Genomic DNA, 16,868 nt, shown 5'->3' with positions numbered 1-16,868 from the left:
TGCAGCGCTTACCAAAGTGCGAGCTGTGTACTATTACCTGAGGTATCTACACCACCTAGCTCGGCGAAGTGGTAAAGCTGGCCTAATAACTGACGTAATGGTGGTCCTGACTTGGCATGAGTATCAGTAATCACAATAAACTCAAGTACGCGTGCACGTTCAGACTGTCGTTGTTTACTCACTCGATAACGCGGAACATCTTGTGTTAACAAGGTGACTTTGCCCCGCTCCAGATTAGCCATAAGCAAATCTTTCGGCTCGATATTACCATCAGTTGAATAACTGGTCAGAATATAGCGCGCATTGATGGTTGAAAGTAATTTCTCATATGCATCTTTTGCATGTTTAGAAGAGTTATATGGGCTTGGACGCTCTTTACGCCATGCTCTATCAATACCACTCTTATAACCTTTGGTATCTGGTGAAGGTAAATCCACCTGATCCCATAAAGTTAATGCATTTAAAACGTGGTAATTACTACTATATGCGTGTTGGTTATACGGTGGATCAAGATAAGCAACATCGACTTCAAAACCACTCATTTGATTGGCTAGATGTTGTGAATCTACACACCACATTTCAGCAGCCGGACGTTTACGATCACCAATCTCGCAAAAACGGCTCGGTGTTAACCAAAGTAATGACTCAATTCGCTCTAACGCAGTTTGAGTACGTCCGCCCCACCCTTGGTGGAAACTTTTAAATACGCCACTCGTATTACTAACAAAACTGGCTGAATAGAGCAATGGCGCAAGTAAAGCACTCATCTCTACATCATTAATTGCACCTTGTGCCTGCCATGTTGCAATCTGCTGGCGAATTGCATCGATACGCATACCATTACGACGTTTAAAGAATAAACGGTCACGAGTTGGATCGTATACATCATCGTTACGTGGACAAAGGTTATGCGTTACCCAACCTTTAACTTCTGGTAAACGATTTAAATAATCGATTGCCTTTTGATAGCCACCCAATTCTTTAAAAGCAGGTGCATCTACACAAGCTAAAATCGCATGATTTAAAGCATGACTATAAGGTTCCCAGTCATTCGCAATCACACGGTAACCATTTTGACGTGCTAAACGAGATACAACGCCACTGCCGGCAAAAAAATCGGCAAAAATCGGTGGATTCTTTTTCTTGCTATTCAGCGTCCCTGTAATTTCAAGGGCTTCTAAAATTAGATGGAGCAATCGGCGCTTATTACCCAAGTACGGTACAAGCTGATGGAAAAGATATTCGTCTGTCGTACGGGCTGCATGACGACGTTTGTGATAAACCGAAGGCTCTGAATTCATACTTTCTCTTGCGTAGGGATTAACCTTAAGCGTATATCTTGATCAATTTGTGTCACATCAAGAAGTGTAAAACGAAGTTGCTCTGCCATATATTCAAATTCTGCATTGAACATGGCTCTTGCACTTTTCCCCAATAATGTCGGGGCAATATAACTGATCAATTCGTCCACCAAACCTTCTTGCAAAAAGGCAGTAGACAATGTTGCGCCAGCCTCAACCAACACATCATAAATTTGATGTTGCTTAGATAGGGTCTGTAACAGCATTTTTAAAGGCTGAATTTCTAATTGTATCACGCCTAAATCAGCAAGTTCTTGACGATACGGCCCCATCACCATCACAGCTTCAGGATTCTCTAAGATCTTAGCGTTAAGTGGCAAACGTCCTTGGCGATCTAAAACAACACGTTTTGGCTGCGCAACCGTCTCGATATCAATATTATGGAGTGAACGCACGTTAAGCTGACAATCATCGGCAATCACAGTTTCAATACCTGTAATCACTGCTCCAGAAATCGCACGCCAATGTTGTACATCTTGACGAGCAGCAGAACCGGTAATCCACTTCGACTCACCTGACGCCATTGCGGTACGCCCATCTAAACTTGAAGCGACTTTTAAACGTACATAAGGCATGCCTGTAGACATTGCTTTTAAAAAGCCTTGATTAAGTTTTGATGCTAAATCTTCACAAATGCCAACTTCTACTTCAATTCCGGCATTTTTTAAAATCTGAACACCCTTACCCGCAACCAGTGGATTTGGATCAGGACAAGCGACCACCACTTTTTTAACTTGGGCTTTCACCAATGCTTCGGCACAAGGAGGGGTTCTGCCATAGTGCGCACACGGTTCAAGCGTAACGTAAGCTGTTGCGCCTTGCGCATGTTCACCCGCCTCGCGTAAGGCAAAAACCTCAGCGTGTGGTTGACCTGCTTTAGGATGAAAGCCTTCACCAATTAACCGATCATCTTTGACAATCACACAACCAACATTTGGATTAGGCTTGGTCGAATAGAGTCCTCGTTTGGCAAGTTCAATGGCTTGCTGCATCCAATACTGATCTTGTTTCAACTCAGACATAAAAATCTCAAATGATTAATGTTCACGTTGCTGCATTTGCTCAATTTGACGGCGAAACGCTTCAACATCCTGAAAATCTTGATACACAGAAGCAAATCGGACGTAAGCAACATGGTCAAGGGCAAATAAAGACTGCATGACAATTTCGCCAATTGTTCTAGATTTCACATCACGCTCACCTAAACGGCGAATCTGCAACTGAATATCACTTAAAACTGTTTCGATCTGCTCTTGTGTGACTGGACGTTTTTGCAACGCATGCATTAACGAACGGCGTAATTTGGCCTCATCGAAAGGTTCATTTTTTCCATTCGATTTGATCACACGGGGCATTACCACTTCATAGCTTTCAAAAGTGGTAAAACGTTCACCGCAACTTACACACTCACGACGTCGACGAATCTGACAGCCTTCGGCGGCTAAACGTGAATCGATGACTTTACTATCTGCGGCGTTGCAAAATGGACAATGCATAGCGGATTTATAGGGTCGATTACTTTGACCTAGTGTAGCAAAATTTCTACACTTACAGAACCAGCATTCTATAAGACAAAAAAACAGTCCTGAGCAAGATCAAAACATCGCTTTGATCACAGCGCAAGACTGTTCTTTTAAGACAGCAGATTATTAATGATGATTATTCAATACGTTCGCCATGTTGGCTTAAATCGAGACCCATGCGCTCATCATCAGCATTCACACGGATACCAATCACAAGATCAATCACTTTAAGAATAACGAAAGTCGCGATACCGCTGTAAACCATGGTTGCCAATACGCCTTCAACTTGCACCCACAATTGGCCAGCGAATGTTGGAGCTAATGCAACGTTGGCTGCTTTAATAATTTCATCACTGTAGAATACGCCAGTTAAAATCGCACCGACAATACCACCTACCGCATGTAAACCAAATGCATCCAAAGCATCATCGGCTTTAAGTAAGCGTTTAAGTGCAGTAATACCCCAGAAGCACACGACACCACCGATAAGACCCATGACTAAAGCACCGCCTACACCGACAAAACCTGCAGCAGGTGTAATCACTACCAAACCAGCTACCGCACCAGAAGCACCACCTAATACAGATGCTTTGCCACGGATCATACGTTCAACAACTAACCAAGAGAATGCAGCAGCGGCAGCAGCAACTTGAGTCACTAAAATTGCCATACTTGCACGAGCACCAGCGCCTAGAGCACTACCACCGTTAAAGCCGAACCAACCCACCCAAAGTAAGCTTGCGCCGACTACAGTTAAAGTCAGGTTATGCGGAGCCATAGATTCACGGCCAAGGCCAATACGTTTTCCAAGCATGTAAGCAGCAACTAGACCTGCAACACCTGAGTTGATATGTACAACTGTACCACCAGCAAAATCTAATGCACCTGCTTTAAATAACCAGCCATCTGCAGCCCACACCCAGTGAGTAATTGGTGCGTAAACAACGAGCACCCAAACTGCAATAAACACCATGAAAGCTGAATACTTCATACGGTCTGCAATAGAACCGCTAAGGATCGCCACTGTAATAATGGCAAAAGTCATTTGGAAAATAACAAAGAGACTTTCAGGAATTGTCCCACTTAATGCATCAAACGCTACCCCGTTTAGCATTGCTTTAGACAAATCACCAAAAAATGCACCTGTGCCAGAGAACGCGATTGAATAACCAGCAATCACCCACAGCAAACTTACCAAGATTGCAGCTGAAAGGCTGAACATCATCGTACTTAGTACATTTTTTTTACGTACCATACCGCCGTAGAATAATGCCAATCCCGGAATGGTCATTAATAGAACCAATGCGGTTGAAACTAAAATCCAAGAGGTATCACCCGTATCAAGAGTAGGTGCCGGTGCTGGAGCTGCCGGAGTTTCAGCAACTGGTGCTTCTGCAGTAGTTACAGCAGCTTGAGATGTTGATGCAGCCGCAACTTCCGATGTTGGCGTTGTTACAGCTTCTTCTGCCCAAACGGCAGTACCACCCAAAAGAGCGCCTGATAGACTGAGCGCCATAAGTATTTTTTTCATTCGTGTCCCCCAACCTCATTTGCGAGTTATTTTCTACTCAGCAAGCTTTGTGCCAATTTAGACAGCATCCGGTCCAGTTTCACCCGTACGAATACGGATTACTTGTTCCAGGTTAGTCACAAAAATCTTACCATCGCCGATTTTTCCAGTGCTTGCTACACGGGTAATTGATTCAATTACCGCATCAACCATTTCATCACTAATCGCAATCTCGATTTTTACTTTAGGTAAGAAATCAACCACATACTCCGCGCCACGGTAGAGTTCTGTATGTCCTTTTTGACGACCAAAACCTTTAACTTCAGTTACGGTAATCCCTTGTACACCAATGTCAGAGAGCGCTTCACGCACATCATCCAATTTAAACGGTTTTACAATTGCAGTTACAAGCTTCATGTTTGTTTCCTTCGGCTTCTTTTCACCAGTAAGGTTTTATGTTCAATTTTCATGCCAATATTTCAAAGGTTGAGGGAAATGAATCTTTTGCATGAACTTTCTTTATAACCTATTTAGTGAACAAGATGTAGATGAGCTATTAAAAATAAAATGAATTTTCAGTATTGCTGAGTGCTGTTTTAATGTTCTATTTGCACTAAAAGAATTGAAGCCTGTATACAATGTTCAAGCAGTGTTAAAATGTAAACTATAAGGTAATACAACACTTTGGATATTTCATGCTAGAAACATTACTACAGGCCATTTTGGAACAAATTGATGAGCCTAAAAAAGATTTGGAAAAAAATTTACGTGCATTATTAAATGAAGCGGTCGAAAAGTTAGACCTTGTTTCCAAACAAGAGATTGACCGTCAAAAGACTGCACTTCAATCAGCCAATCAACGTTTAGAAGAGCTACAAAAACAAGTCAGTCTGTTAGAAGAAACTTTAAAGAATAAAAAATAAGCACCAACGTAGCGCATTTATACTTTACAACGATTAAAAATGAAGCACCACAATGGAACAATAAGATGTCTTTTTCTAAAATTTATACACGGGGACTTTTAGGTTTACATGCACCTTTGATTGAAGTTGAGGTACATGTAAGTCAAGGCTTGCCTTCTCTTACCATTGTCGGGCTAGCAGAAGCGGCGGTAAGAGAAAGTAAAGATCGGGTTCGCTCGGCCATTATTAATAGTGGATTTCAATTTCCAACTAAACGGCTGACCATTAACCTTGCACCAGCAGATTTGCCCAAAGATGGGTCACGTCTAGATTTACCGATTGCCGTAGGCATTTTAATTGCGTCTGGTCAGCTCCCAGAAAACTGTGCCGAAGATTTTGAATTAATTGGTGAATTAGCGCTCGATGGTCATGTAAGGCCAGTGTCAGGTACTTTAACTTTGGCCATGGCGTGTCAACAAGCCAAGCATAAGATGCTTTTTCCCCTTGATAATGGTCAAGATATTAGCCACTTACCTGACCTTGAATGTTATCCGGTGAACCACTTAAAAGAAGTGTGTGAACATTTTCTGGGCACAAAATCGCTATCTTTGATTGAACCTGCAACGACTTCAAACCAAATGCCCTATAAATTTGATCTGGCAGATGTGAAAGGTCAGCTACGCCCACGTCGCGCACTAGAAATAGCTGCCGCAGGAGGTCATTCTCTGCTCTTTAAAGGGCCACCAGGTACAGGTAAGACTTTACTCGCTTCACGCCTTCCTTCAATTTTACCGCCGCTTTCCAATCAAGAAACGCTTGAAGTTGCGAGTATTTATTCTATTTCAAATACACCGCATACGTTTGGCCAGCGCCCATTTCGCGCGCCCCACCATACAGCATCAGCGATTGCACTGGTTGGGGGCGGTTCACATCCTAAACCGGGTGAAATTACTTTATCTCATTTAGGTGTGCTCTTTTTAGATGAACTTCCAGAGTTTGATCGCAAAGTATTAGAAGTCTTGCGCCAGCCGCTTGAGTCAAAAGAAATCATTATTTCACGTGCAGCTCGGCAAATTACCTACCCTGCAAACTTCCAACTGATTGCAGCGATGAACCCTTGCCCATGTGGTTATGCGTTTAATCAAGACAGCCGTTGCCAATGTTCACCAGAGAGTATTAAACGTTATCAAAACCGTATATCGGGGCCGTTACTCGACCGTATCGATTTACATATTGATGTACCGCCTTTAAAAGCTCAGGAACTGCAAGATCCAACACCTGCTGAAGACTCTACGGCTGTAAGACAACGTGTGATTTATGCTTATGAACAACAAATGCAAAGACAAGATTGTTTAAATCAAGCACTTTCACCAAAACAACTAGAACAATTTGCTGTTCTAGATAATACGTCGCAACGCATGATTGAAATGGCTCAGCAACGTTTGAATCTGTCGGCTCGTGCTTATCATCGTGTTTTACGAGTAGCTCGTACCATTGCCGATTTAGCTAGAAGTGAGATGATCCAAAGTCCTCATCTTACAGAAGCGCTCTCTTATCGAGGCAATCATTCTTAAGATAAAACAGCGGATTATGAGTCCGCTGTTCTTTTATTAAGAGCTTCATTTAAAGTCTCAATTAAGGAAGTAATTTCTTTCTCTGATAAAGCAGCAAAGCCAAAACGGATACAATGATTGGTACATTCTTCCTGTTTAAACTTATGCTCTGTATCAATGTTAAATTCTTTTAATTTTATAAGCTGATCTTGAGTAAATGGTTTCTGGAATTTAACCCACAAAGCCATTCCCCCAGCGGGTGGCTGTATATGAACACTCTCTGCAAAAATTCGATGGAACTCAGCTAAGGCATGGTCACGGCGTAGTTGATATATTTTTTTCATTTTACGGATATGCCGCTTGATTTCACCTCGCTGCATTAAGTCCGCCAACGCAAGTTCAGTAATATTATTACCTTGTCGATCAATTAACAGAATATCTTCAGTAATGGATTGAATAATTGGTGACGATGCCACGATGTAACCCAAACGAATGCCAGGTGCAAAAACTTTAGACAATGAGCCAATATGAATGACTAATTCAGAATGAGGCAAACTAGCTAAGGGTGGCATAGGCCGACTGTCATAGTGGAATTCATGATCATAGTCATCTTCAATAATATAAAAGCCGTATTTTTTTGAAAGCTCTAAAAGCTGAAGACGGCGAAACATGATCATGGTGACAGTTGTAGGATATTGATGATGCGGAGTTGTATAAATGGCAGCAACTGCGTGCTCTTGTAAAATCCGTTCTAAATCTTCAATGACAATACCTTGTTCATCTAATTTAACAGAAACCACTTGAAAGCCATTTGATTGAAATGCTTTAAAAGCAGATGGATAATATAATTCCTCAACGACAATAACGCCCTGCCGATTAGGTAATGCTCGAGAGGCAAGAAAAATTCCCATCTGGCTACCACGTACAATACAAATCTCATCTTCGGCAACATTCATAAAACGTTCCATCGACAACATTTGTTGTAAAGCCTGTCTTAGCTCAACCATACCTCGCGGGTCACCATATCCCATGTACTGGTTTTGTGTAATTTTAATCAGTGCGTGACGATAGGCCCGTGAAAATAATTCGTATGGAATCAGTCTCGGATCTGGCACACCATCGTTATGTGGGCGTTGAATCACTTTTTGAATGATTGGTTTATCATTAACTTTTCGCTCAGATACTGGCTCTATTTGAAGCTGTTTTTCTGGCAAAACATCCGCCACAAATGTGCCTTTTCGGGGACGGGTCACAAGCCATCCTTGTGCTTCTAATTCTTCATAAACTGCTTGAACGGTTTTCCGATTAATTCCTAGTTCTTTTGACAGGCTACGAGACCCCGGCAGCATAGTCCCCTGCACTAAACGGCCACTTAAAATTTCCTGACTAATCAAGTTAGTCAGTTTTAGAAAAACCGTTTTTTCTTCTCTTTCATCGATACGGAAATGTATTTGCCAAGGTCTTAGCATATTCGCCCCATCTGGACCATATAACTTATAAAAACTGGATGTATTGATTCATCCAGTTGTTTTCTATTCTGCCTTCACCTACTTAATTTGGTCAACTGGACTGGAGAAGAGATGAAGACTGCTGCTGTAAACAAACAAGACCTGATGCAACACGCACAGCAAGACATGCAAAAGTGGATTAGCGACTCAGATTTAACTGACCGCCAAAAGCTTGCATTGACTTGCCGTATTTTATTTGACCATGGGCATGATGCTGGTTTAGCAGGTCAAATTACATGTCGTAGTGAAAATAAAGATTCCTTTATTACCCAACGTTTCGGTTTAGGCTTTGATGAAATTACTGCCTCAAACTTGCTTGAGGTGAATCAAGATTTAGAACCCATCAATCAAGAAGGTATGGCAAACCCAGCCAACCGTTTTCACACATGGATTTATAAGGAACACCCAGAGGTGAACTGCATTATCCACACGCATCCTACCCACGTAGCTGCCCTGTCGATGTTACAGATACCACTCATGATTTCCCAAATGGATGTCTGCGCACTTTATGAAGATTGCTCATTTGTAGGTCATTGGCTGGGTGTCCCTGTGGGTAATGAAGAAGGCATTTTAATTTCTTCTGCGCTGGGTAAAAACCGTGCCGTTTTGTTGTCTCACCATGGCCAACTGGTTACAGGAAAAACTATTGAAGAAGCATGCAACTTGGCGCTTTTAATTGAGCGTGCAGCTCAACTGCAACTACTAGCCATGTCTGCCGGACAAATCCAGCCCATCCCACATGCTTTAGCAACAGAAGCTCATGACTGGGTTTCTACCGATAAGCGCAACAAAGTGAACTTTGCTTACTACGCACGTAAAGCTTTGAAAAAACATTCTGACTGCATTTAAAAAAGAGACTTCGAACATGAAACTAAACGGGATTATTGGCTACCCTGTTACCCCATTTTCTGATGACAACAACGTTAACCTTGTTGTTTTAAAGGAAATGCTAGATTTACTTATTAAAAATGGCTGTGACGCGATTGCACCTTTAGGTAGTACTGGCGAAAGCGCCTATCTTGAATGGGATGAGTGGTGTTTAGTCGCGAAAACTTCAATTGAAAGTATTAATAGACGCGTGCCTGTCATTATTGGAATTTCAGAGCTCACGACTGATCAAGCCATCAAAAAGGCGAAAATCGCACAAAGCTATGGTGCAGATGCACTTATGGTAATTCCTATATCTTATTGGAAGCTAACAGACCAAGAGATTTTTGAATATTATCAAGCGATTGCTCAATCAACGAATTTGCCGATTATGATTTATAACAACCCTGCAACTAGTGGTGTTGATATGTCTCCTGAATTAATCGTGCGCATGTTTAACAACATTGCAAATATTACGATGGTGAAAGAAAGTAGCGGTGACATTCAGCGTATGCATAAAATTCAAGAACTCTCAAAAGGAGAACTTCCGTTTTATAACGGCTGTAACCCTCTAGCTTTAGAAGCTTTATGTGCTGGAGCAAGTGGTTGGTGTACAGCAGCGCCAAACTTATTAGGCCAAAGACCTCAACAGCTCATTAAACATGTAAAAAATGGTGAGTTAGAACAAGCTCAAAAGTCATTTTACCAACAACTTCCTCTACTACGCTTTATTGTAAATGGTGGCTTACCTAAAACGATTAAAGCAGGTTTGCAGCTAAAAGGTGTCTCTTCAGGTTCACCACGTAAGCCTCTGTCCAAAGCTGCGGATATTGAGCTTAACCAATTAAAACAGCTACTTTCTGAAATAGAAAACTAATAAAAAAGCGGGTTTATTTACCCGCTTTTTTTAAAACTCAAACTTAGAATGTTTTAGTTAAACTAAACACTAAACCTGTATCGTAAGGTTTTTTACCAGCATCAGTCATGCCAGAAGTGCTAATGTCTGTACCAACAACATCTAGCTCAGCGACAATACCTAAAATGTTATAGTTTACGCCGACTTTATAATCGATATAGCTATCGTCTTCACCTGGCCCACCTGCAACTACAAGTAAAGAATCTTTGTTTTTGAGTTTGTTATAACCAACTGAAGCAAGTCCAGTAAATCCTGTATCTGCAATTGGTGCTGAATAACCAACGTTGAAATACCAGAACTCGTCAGAGTGACCCCAGTAATCGTTAGAGTAGTTCACACCTACACTAAGTGCATCGCCTTTAAACAAAGAGTCTGCAAACGTTAATTTCCCGTAAAACTCAGTAAAGTCAAAACCAGTATCACCGTTGTATGGGTTAGTAAATTTTGAGTCAGAACCAATATAACCATAATGGATCACACCAACATCATAAGTCGGAGCCAATGTGTCTGACAGTTTTAAGGTGTTGGTATAACCTAACGAGATATCAGTTTCAGTTGAAACACCAGGTGTATTAAAGTCAACGCTTGAACCCCAAAGCGCAACATAAGCACCCGACTTATGAGAAAAAGTAAAACCACCTTGAATGGCTGGGTTATTTGATGATTGAGTCACACCACGGAAGCGATAGTCTGTGGTCGCTGCCACACTACCAGTTGCCGTGATTCCGTAAAAAGATGGTGCATCTTCAGCCATAGCCATGGTTGAGCCTGCTGCAAAGATACTAAGGCTCAAGGCCTTAAGTGCAAATTTCATCATTTTGATCTCCCCCACAATGAATGCACGATTTATATGAATGAAACAAATTGTGTTGATTAAGCTTTAGCAATTGCTGTGCCAAGTACAAATTTGCTATCGATGCACTTCACTAATTTTGAGATCAAATTTGTTCTACAATTAAGATACTGCTTATTTTTCAAAAATATATATTTATAAAAAACAATAAAATAAAACAAAATTATTGTAGTATTAAAAACAATAAACATACAAAAACCCCTTATCGGAAATTAATCATCGAGAGGGGAAGTATTCATTTGATGTACGTAAACTCTCTATTTAAATCTAGAGTCGGGCTATAAAAAGTCCGTAAATTTTTTGAAGGCAGTACTTGTAATGGTCTGTGAGTGAGCATTTCTACCAGTTAAAGTTCTTTATTCATTTCTAATTTAAAACTGATGAACCATTTTGGGTCTTTTTTAAGCAACAATATGGATAAAAAGAGTAATGCACAAAATACAAGCAATGTATTGCACTAAATTTGATCAACCCAAACATATTCTATTGACCAACTGTTAGTGATCTATTTTTGTACATTCCATTTTTAAAATAACGTTATATAGTAACAATTTAAAGAATACAAAAATAAAACTGAGTAAAAAAGAAACTTAAAATAAGATTAAAAAGTAAACATATCCAACAAAAAAGAGTAAAAAATGAACACAAGAATCAACTATTTTTTGATCTAAAAATAAAAAATAAATGGGAAAAATCCACTAAAAAATAAATTACTTTTTTTATTTTAAACAATATATTAAGTATAAAAGAGCAAGCACAAATTTAGTAAACAATCCCTAACACATTAATTAAATCCTGCATAGCATATATAAAATAAAATGAACAAAAATATATCTTTTTTATAGATTACTTATACAATTGATGGAAATCCTAGGCCCTGAACAATAACAAGGCACAGGATTTATCGTTTTTATGAGGTTCTTTAAATATGCTAAAAGCACAAAAACTTACATTAGCAGTTCTCATTTCTGCGGCAATAATTTCCTCAGCTCAGGCAAGCGAGCAAAGTGAGGCAAAAGGATTTGTTGAAGATGCGAACGGTTCTATTCTCTTCCGTACAGGTTACATCAGCCGTGACAAAAAAAATGGCGTAGATGACACCAGTTCATTTGCTCAAACAGCAATCGTAAATATTGAATCTGGCTTTACTCCTGGTATTGTTGGCTTCGGTGTTGGCGTTGTTGGTGATGGTTCATTTAAAATCGGCGAAAATAATAACGCTGGTAATAATATGATTCCACGCGAAACATTGAACGGTAAAGAAAACTCTGGTGATGCTTATGATCACTGGGCTCGTGGTGGTGGTAACGTAAAAGCGCGTTTCTCGAATACAACAGTACGTTACGGTACTCAAGTACTTGATTTACCTGTTCTGGCAAGTAACACTGCTCGTTTAGTGCCTGAGTATTTCACAGGTACATTGTTAACCAGCCATGAAATTAAAGATTTAGAAGTAATTGCTGGTAAATTCACTAAAAACCAATATTCTGACCAAGTTAATACCGACGGCCGTCGTCTTGATCGTGCAATTGTTTGGGGTGGTAAATACAAGTTTGATGATAATTTGAATGCATCTTACTATGGTTTAGATAGTAAAGATAAACTTGAACGTCACTACGTTAATGTAAACTATAAACAACCATTGGCGAATGACAGCTCATTAACTTATGATTTCAGTGGTTATCACACTAAGTTTGATGAAGGCGCTTCTACTTATTCACAAACTACTGATGACCTATCTAATCGTAAAAACAATATTTGGGCAATCTCTACAGCCTATAATACTGGTCCACACAACATCATGGTTGCTTACCAACAAAACAGTGGTAATGTCGGTTATGACTATGGGGAAAATGCTGACGGTGGCCAAAGTATTTATTTACCAAACTCTTACCTGTCTGACTTCATCGGTAACGATGAAAAATCTGCACAAATCCAATACAGTCTTGATTTTGGTAAGTTAGGTGTATTACCTGGTCTAAACTGGACGACTGCATTTGTATACGGTTGGGACATCAAAGTTAAAGGTTTAACTGATGATGCTGAAGAACGTGAATTCTTTAACCAAGTGAAATACACAGTTCAAAGTGGTTTCGCTAAAGATGCAAGTCTTCGTATTCGTAACTCATACTACCGTGCAAGCGATGCTTATCAAACCAATGCGTACATTGGCGATACCAATGAATGGCGTATCTTCCTTGATATTCCTGTGAAATTATTCTAATTCACAAATCTATCAAGCATAAAAAAACCTACGTCTGGCAACAGATGTAGGTTTTTTATTAAGCTCAGAATATCAATTGAGAAACTCTGAGCTTATAAATTAAAGCTTATTTAGCAGCTTCAATTGCTTTTAATACTTCTGCTTTAGCAACATCAGCACCTTCCCAACCACTGATTTTTACCCACTTACCTGGTTCTAAATCTTTATAGTGACTGAAGAAATGCTCAACTTGGCTAATCAATAACGGAGGAAGATCTGTATATTCCTTAACGTCTTTGTAAAGTGGAGATAATTTTTCGTGTGGAACAGCGATTAATTTCGCATCAATACCACCGTCATCTTCCATATTTAATTTGCCCACTGGACGGCAACGAATTACAGAACCAGCAGCAACAGGATGTGGAGTTACAACAAGTACGTCTAATGGGTCGCCATCTTCAGACAAAGTATTTGGAACATAGCCATAGTTCGCTGGATAGAACATTGCTGTACCCATGAAACGGTCTACAAACAATGCATCAGAATCTTTATCGATTTCATATTTAATTGGTGCTGCATTTGCAGGAATTTCAATGATGACATAGATGTCATTTGGCGCATCTTTACCTGCTGGGATATTGCTGTAACTCATATCAATACTCTTTCGTTATGAAGTCAGATGTAAAATCCACTCGATTATAGCGTGGATATCATCAAAATGATGCCGATTATACAATGGGCCCATGCGAAAGTAGATATGAATGATGACAGAATGACACTCAAGTCAGTTTTATCGTGACCACTAATAAGAAGATTGGGCACAATATAGATAAGAACCAAACAATCGAACGTAAAGTTGCCCAGTTACTTAAATAGCAGATCCCATAAATAACTCTTAAAATAATATAAGCCCAACCTAATCTCAGAATGAAATATTCTGGAACAACCATATATTCAGCCATCAAAATAGCCGTTAAAAATAAAGGTAGGCTTTCAAAGCTATTTTGTTGTACAGCATTCGCTCGAGCGGCAAGGCCTGTCGTTTTAGCAAAAAAAGCTCTCGGATTTTGATTATCGGCAGGCTGAAAACCACCTGTAAACTTTGCAATTACGGTAAATGCGTATGGCAGCAAACATGCCACTAAAATAATATAGATAATGCCGCTAATGCCCTGCATAGTGCCATCCATCACTGAAAATACTGTTGATCATGCTATCATAACATTGCATTTTTACCTGAAATTTTATGCAATCACTTGTCATCACTCATTAATAGGACCATGTATGCAACAACCTGATCAAAAAGAATTGTTTGACGTCTTAGACAAGCAAAAACAGAATCAACTTCAGGTAGATCGTATATTAAAAATCGTGCTTCCTATTGTCGCTTTTTTATTGAGTGTAATTTGTGCAAATCTGAATTGGCAATCGACGCTTGGTACCTTTGTCATATTAACAATTACTTTTATTGCAGTCGGTATTAAACGACTTACTTTGTGGCACTGGTTAATTGTGATTGCTCTATATTGCCTAGCAGATAATTATTTAAGTTATGGTCAGCTCGATTTAACTCATCTACGCTTACAACTTGGCACAATGCTTGTTTTTGTTGGAATGGTTGGAATTGGTCGCCCTTATATAGACCGCTGGTTTATGAAAAGCCATAAAATATAGAAACAAAAAAAGCGCCCTAAGGCGCTTTTTTATTAACTTATTAGGTTGGTTTACGTAAGTCTTTACGTAAAATTTTGCCTACATTTGATTTTGGTAATTCATCCATAAACTCAACATAACGAGGGCGTTTATAGCCTGTTAAGTTCTCTTTAGCAAAGTTCAAAACTTCTTCAGTCGTTAAGCTTTGATCTTTTTTCACGATAAAGAGTTTAGGCACTTCACCTGATTTTTCGTCTGGAACACCAATTGCAGCCACTTCCAATACTTTTGGATGTTTAGCAATAATTTCTTCAATTTCACTTGGATAAACGTTAAAGCCAGATACCAAAATCATATCTTTTTTACGGTCTACGATTTTAACGTATCCACGGCTGTCCATTACACCAATGTCACCTGTACGGAAGAAACCATCTGCTGTCATGACCTTAGCTGTTTCATCCGGACGGTTCCAATAGCCTTTCATAACTTGAGGACCACGGATTGAAATTTCACCTTGTTCTCCCAAAGCAACTTCATTACCGTCATCATCTAAAATAGCAACTTCTGTTAAAGGCAATGGAATACCAATGGTGCCGCTAAATTCGGTAGAAGCTGGTGGGTTCGCAGTCGCTACTGGAGAAGTCTCAGACAAGCCATAACCTTCGATAATGGTTGTACCAGTAATTTTCTTCCAAGCTTCTGCTGTAGAAGGTAAAACTGCCATACCGCCACCCATCGCCATTTTTAAATTGCTATGGTCAAGTTGTTTGAATTCTTCATTATTCACTAAAGCATTAAATAATGTATTTACTGCTGGGAAGAATGATGGCTGATATTTACGTAATTCATTAATCACAGCCGGTAAATCACGTGGGTTCGGAATCAAGATATTTGCCTGACCTTTATACATACCGTACATTGCGCAAACCATGAACGCAAAAATATGATAAAGCGGTAATGCACAAACAATACGGTCGCCTTTAGCACCATCATTTGCACCAAATTTACTTTGGAAGATACCGTCACATTGTAAAAGGTTGGCAACCAAATTACGGTGAGTCAGTTCCGCACCTTTTGAAACACCTGTAGTACCACCCGTATATTGAAGCACCGCAGTATCACTTAAAGTTAAACTCGGGCGCTTATAATTACTCGGACTTTCTTTATTTAATGCTGTATTAAATTTAACGTACCCTGGAATATTCCAAGCAGGAATTTGCTTACGTACTTTACGCAATACAAAATTTACTAACGTACCTTTAAGTGTACCCAGCATATCTCCTACTGTGGCAACCACAACATGCTTCACAGGAGTTTTACCTAAAATGCTTTGATACACACTAGCGAAGTTTTCGATAATCACGAGTACTTCTGCACCTGAGTCATTTAACTGATGCTCGAGTTCACGTGCTGTATAAAGTGGATTAACATTCACTAAAACTAAGCCTGCACGTAACACTGCTAATGCAACTACAGGATACTGCAACACATTCGGCATCATCACTGCCACACGAGTTCCTTTTGCTAACCCCAAATTTTGCAAATAGGTCGCGAACTTACGACTTGCAAGTTCTAACTCGTTAAATGACATCGCTTTATCCATAAAGATAAAGGCATCACGAGAACCAAATTTTTGGAAATTACTCTCAAAAATATCAACAAGAGAGGTATTTTCCGCAGGCAATGCTACTGTTTCTGGAATCCCTGTTTTTTGGTATTCTGCAAACCAAATCTTTTCCATAATGCCATTATCTCCGATTCGTAATCCTTAGTAATAACTGTTATTCAATGCCCCAGCTATTCTTTAGCTTCTTGGTGCCAGAACATATTTAAAACTTATTGGCACATTCATGACACTTTCGAACAAGATTATGAGACAGAAGTTTTGACAATTTGACCCTGTCAAATTTTGTGTATGGAGTACAAATTACGCACTCCAAATTGCTGTCCTTTTAATCATTATTCCATACCAACAAGTTCAGTTCATTGCTTGAACATGTTGCCATATATAGCGTATTT

General features: G+C 39.7%; 16 protein-coding genes. 6 read left to right on the top strand and 10 right to left on the bottom strand.

The window, feature by feature from the left end; translation table 11 throughout:
- Positions 1 to 8: 8 nt before the first annotated feature.
- The 5 genes from AWW73_RS02780 to glnK all read right to left on the bottom strand — a co-directional run bounded on the left by AWW73_RS02780 (position 9) and on the right by glnK (position 4,811).
- Complete coding sequence (locus tag AWW73_RS02780) at positions 9 to 1,301, bottom strand: DNA adenine methylase (protein WP_002121221.1); 1,293 nt, start codon at positions 1,299 to 1,301, stop codon at positions 9 to 11.
- Entirely contained in the window at positions 1,298 to 2,383 is a 1,086-nt protein-coding gene (gene ribD, locus AWW73_RS02775) for a bifunctional diaminohydroxyphosphoribosylaminopyrimidine deaminase/5-amino-6-(5-phosphoribosylamino)uracil reductase RibD (RefSeq protein ID WP_062848687.1), read from the bottom strand. The genes AWW73_RS02780 and ribD overlap by 4 nt, the downstream gene beginning before the upstream one ends.
- 15 nt (positions 2,384 to 2,398) lie before the next feature.
- Positions 2,399 to 2,857, bottom strand: a complete 459-nt coding sequence (nrdR, locus tag AWW73_RS02770) for a transcriptional regulator NrdR (RefSeq protein ID WP_000543541.1) — start codon at positions 2,855 to 2,857, stop codon at positions 2,399 to 2,401.
- 163 nt (positions 2,858 to 3,020) lie between these two features.
- Positions 3,021 to 4,415 (bottom strand): ammonium transporter, encoded by a 1,395-nt coding sequence (locus AWW73_RS02765; RefSeq protein ID WP_062848686.1) that lies wholly within the window; start codon positions 4,413 to 4,415, stop codon positions 3,021 to 3,023.
- A gap of 57 nt (positions 4,416 to 4,472) precedes the next feature.
- A complete protein-coding gene (gene glnK / locus AWW73_RS02760) occupies positions 4,473 to 4,811 on the bottom strand; it encodes a P-II family nitrogen regulator (protein ID WP_000780326.1) in 339 nt (112 codons plus the stop codon).
- A 278-nt stretch (positions 4,812 to 5,089) separates the two neighbouring features.
- Between glnK and AWW73_RS02755 the strand changes: the two genes are divergently transcribed.
- On the top strand, positions 5,090 to 5,317 hold the full coding sequence (locus AWW73_RS02755) for an accessory factor UbiK family protein (RefSeq protein ID WP_002121136.1): 228 nt from the start codon (positions 5,090 to 5,092) through the stop codon (positions 5,315 to 5,317).
- A 65-nt stretch (positions 5,318 to 5,382) separates the two neighbouring features.
- Entirely contained in the window at positions 5,383 to 6,870 is a 1,488-nt protein-coding gene (locus AWW73_RS02750) for a YifB family Mg chelatase-like AAA ATPase (protein ID WP_062848685.1), read from the top strand.
- 14 nt (positions 6,871 to 6,884) lie between these two features.
- Here AWW73_RS02750 and pdxR read toward each other — a convergent pair whose 3' ends face one another.
- Complete coding sequence (pdxR, locus tag AWW73_RS02745; RefSeq protein WP_062848684.1) at positions 6,885 to 8,318, bottom strand: MocR-like pyridoxine biosynthesis transcription factor PdxR; 1,434 nt, start codon at positions 8,316 to 8,318, stop codon at positions 6,885 to 6,887.
- 111 nt (positions 8,319 to 8,429) lie between these two features.
- Between pdxR and AWW73_RS02740 the strand changes: the two genes are divergently transcribed.
- Positions 8,430 to 9,206, top strand: a complete 777-nt coding sequence (locus AWW73_RS02740; protein ID WP_062848683.1) for an aldolase — start codon at positions 8,430 to 8,432, stop codon at positions 9,204 to 9,206.
- Between the two features lie 16 nt (positions 9,207 to 9,222).
- Positions 9,223 to 10,101 (top strand): dihydrodipicolinate synthase family protein, encoded by an 879-nt coding sequence (locus AWW73_RS02735; RefSeq protein ID WP_062848682.1) that lies wholly within the window; start codon positions 9,223 to 9,225, stop codon positions 10,099 to 10,101.
- 43 nt (positions 10,102 to 10,144) lie between these two features.
- On the opposite strand, the gene AWW73_RS02730 is transcribed toward AWW73_RS02735, so the two are convergent.
- Complete coding sequence (locus AWW73_RS02730; protein WP_031947143.1) at positions 10,145 to 10,957, bottom strand: TorF family putative porin; 813 nt, start codon at positions 10,955 to 10,957, stop codon at positions 10,145 to 10,147.
- A 964-nt stretch (positions 10,958 to 11,921) separates the two neighbouring features.
- Here AWW73_RS02730 and AWW73_RS02725 point away from each other — a divergent pair.
- On the top strand, positions 11,922 to 13,217 hold the full coding sequence (locus AWW73_RS02725) for an OprD family outer membrane porin (RefSeq protein WP_062848681.1): 1,296 nt from the start codon (positions 11,922 to 11,924) through the stop codon (positions 13,215 to 13,217).
- Positions 13,218 to 13,323: 106 nt separating this feature from the next.
- Here the strand turns inward: AWW73_RS02725 and ppa are convergent, their stop codons facing one another.
- Together ppa and AWW73_RS02715 are read right to left on the bottom strand one after the other, a co-directional pair.
- Positions 13,324 to 13,848 (bottom strand): inorganic diphosphatase, encoded by a 525-nt coding sequence (gene ppa / locus AWW73_RS02720; protein WP_002121243.1) that lies wholly within the window; start codon positions 13,846 to 13,848, stop codon positions 13,324 to 13,326.
- Positions 13,849 to 13,975: 127 nt separating this feature from the next.
- Entirely contained in the window at positions 13,976 to 14,374 is a 399-nt protein-coding gene (locus AWW73_RS02715) for an MAPEG family protein (RefSeq protein ID WP_004795212.1), read from the bottom strand.
- A 106-nt stretch (positions 14,375 to 14,480) separates the two neighbouring features.
- Here AWW73_RS02715 and AWW73_RS02710 point away from each other — a divergent pair, with 106 nt between their 5' ends.
- A complete protein-coding gene (locus AWW73_RS02710; RefSeq protein ID WP_016144086.1) occupies positions 14,481 to 14,870 on the top strand; it encodes a hypothetical protein in 390 nt (129 codons plus the stop codon).
- A gap of 40 nt (positions 14,871 to 14,910) precedes the next feature.
- Here the strand turns inward: AWW73_RS02710 and AWW73_RS02705 are convergent, their stop codons facing one another.
- A complete protein-coding gene (locus AWW73_RS02705; protein WP_031947141.1) occupies positions 14,911 to 16,590 on the bottom strand; it encodes a long-chain-fatty-acid--CoA ligase in 1,680 nt (559 codons plus the stop codon).
- Between the last annotated feature and the right edge of the window lie 278 nt (positions 16,591 to 16,868).

The sequence above is a fragment of the Acinetobacter lactucae genome, assembly GCF_001605885.1.
GTDB lineage: Bacteria > Pseudomonadota > Gammaproteobacteria > Pseudomonadales > Moraxellaceae > Acinetobacter > Acinetobacter lactucae.
The sequence above is the reverse complement of the archived record's forward strand: the minus strand, read 5'-3'. Positions and strand labels throughout refer to the sequence as shown.